This window comes from Frankia gtarii (genome assembly GCF_025403375.1).
In the GTDB taxonomy this organism is placed as follows: Bacteria; Actinomycetota; Actinomycetes; order Frankiales; family Frankiaceae; genus Frankia; species Frankia gtarii.
The window spans coordinates 1-2,445 of sequence record NZ_JAMPTM010000479.1 but is presented as its reverse complement, the minus strand read 5'-3'; the positions used below and the strand labels follow the sequence as shown (position 1 = coordinate 2,445).

The window sequence follows — 2,445 nt, the reverse complement described above, 5'->3', positions numbered from 1 at the left end:
GCTCCCCACCACCAGGCGCCCTTCTCCCGCCGCCGCCGCCCACTCCTCGATCGGCCAGCCGGCACCGCGGGCCACCTGATGCAACGCCACATCCGGATTCACCGCCACCGGGTTACCCACCGCGCGCAGCAACGGCAGATCCGACTGGCTGTCCGCATACGCCCACGACGCCGCCAGATCCGCCCCCGCGGCCCGCGCATGATGGTCCAGCCACGCCGCACGCGCGTCACCGACCAGCGGCGAGGACGCCAACCGGCCGGTGAGCAGCCCGTCGGCACCCACCTCCAGCCGGGCGGCGACCACCTCGTCGAACAGCGACGCGAACGGCCGGGTGAGCACCTCCACCGCCCCGGTCACCAGCACCGTGCGATGCCCCGCCGCCCGATGCTCACGCACCCGACGGATCCCCGCCGGCTTCACCCGCCGCAGCAGAATGTCACCGGCCACCTCCGCGACCAGACGCTCCAACTCGACCGGATCCACCCCCGCGTAACGGGCGTACACCGCACGCATCAGATGCCCCCGGTCGCGGCGCTCCGCCCGCACGTACCCCGGCAGCGCCGCCGCCAGCCCCACCAGCTCCCGCGCCCGACCCCGCGGCCCCGCATCGGCGAGCCGCATCCACAGATACGACTCGATCACCGTCGCGCTCGCCACCGCACCATCAAGATCGAACACTGCGAGCACCCCGTCACCGGCGCCCAGATGCCCCGACAGCCGCCGGCGCGGCGCGGCGTCCCGCGGCCGGCGCAGCACCGCCGTCACCGCCGGGCAGTGCACCTGCTGCAGGTAGTGCCGCCAGTCGAAGCACGCCGGATCGAACCCGAACTCCACCTGATCGGCCGGGTCCAACGCCTCGTGCAACGCCCGCGTCGCATCGTCGACGTAGACCAGCTCCGCCTTCGTGTACGCCCGGTACACATCCGAATAGCGGCGCAGGAACGCCACCCGGCTCTGCGCCCGCTCCAGCTCCCCGGCCAGCGCCCGCGTGCGCTGCGACGCCGGGATCTGCGCCAACGCACGCCCGGCGAACCCCACCAGCCGCTCGGAATGACGCAACCGCGCCTCCACCGACGTCGCCCCCGCGAACGGCCACTCCGGCACCGCGATCGCCCCCCGACCGCGGCGCGGCAACGGATCGGCCAGGAAATACTCCCGCACATAGGCGTAGAGATCCCGAAACAGCAGCGGGTTACGAAACCCCGAACACACCGTGTAGTAGGCCGGGGTGTCCACCGGCGGTACCGTCGCCGCCGCCGCCAGCGTCGCGTTGACGACCAGGTCCACCGGGATGATGTCGACGACCGCGTCCGGAGAGGCCGGGAAGTCCGGCAACTCCCCGCGACCATAAGCCAGGATCAGCGGCTCGGCCATCTTGAACCCCTCGATCCACCCGGGGAACGGCCGCGCCAACGCACTCTCGATGATCGAGGGACGCAGAATCGTCAACGGCAGCTCGCCGTGCTCCTGCTCCAAAAACCGTTCCCCCAACGCCTTGGTGAACGTGTACGCATCGGTCCAGCCCAGCACCTGCGCCCGCTGCCCGCCGGCCTCCACCAGCCGGCGCGCCACCCACGTCCGGCGCAGCTTCTCCGCCTCCGTCGACACCGTCTGCGCCCCGGCCGCGGCGAAACGCCGACCCGCCTGCGCCCGGAACAGCGCCGAGTTCTCCGGCGACCGCGAGGCATCCTCGGTCTGCTGACGCACCCGGGAGGCGCAGTCCTGCTCGACACGCCAGTCCACGTCATGAGCCAGCGGCCCCTCGGCGATATGCCCCGAACGCAACCCCGCCACATAGGCCGTCGACACGTGCACCAGATGCGGGCGCGCCCCGGCGGCCGCCAAGGCCCGCAGCAGCTCCTGCAGCCCACCGACGTTGATCCGGAACCCGTCGTCGATCGGCGGGTCGAACGACACCTCCCCGGCACAGTGGATGACCACGTCGATGTCACCGGGCAACGCCGGCAACCGCGACAGATCACCCTCGACGACCTCGACGCGACGCGCCACCAGCTCCGTCAGCCCCGCCGCACCCAGCCGGTCGCGCAGCTGGCGAAACGCCGGCTTGCGCAGCATCCGCGCCAACCGCGCCGCCCCCGTATGACTGCCCCGCGGCCGCACCAACGCCACCACCGAGGTGTCGGGGAAATCCGACAGCAACCGTTCGAGCAGAGCCTCGCCCATGAACCCGGTCACCCCGGTCACGAACACACGCCTGCCCGCGAGCCGCTCGCGCAGCCCCACCCTGACCTCCGCTGCCCTCACCGCCGACACCCTCATCCAGGCACCCGCACCCGCCGTAAGTCCGGATGGGCGGGTGCACATCCGGTGGGCACCCCGAGGCGACGCCTCGCCCCCGCGGCGCCAACCTGCTCATCACCGGTGCGTGCCCAGGCCGCGGTACGCAGGGAAACCTACCGTCCGCCCCCTGCCGCGGTGACGGGC

At 72.4% G+C, this 2,445-nt stretch carries 1 protein-coding gene; it reads right to left on the bottom strand.

The genetic code is table 11. The annotated features are described in order from the left end of the window. A partial coding sequence (locus tag NBZ83_RS31635; RefSeq protein WP_261576454.1) for an HAD-IB family phosphatase occupies positions 1–2,244 on the bottom strand: 2,244 nt, incomplete at its 3' end. Positions 2,245–2,445 lie beyond the last annotated feature (201 nt).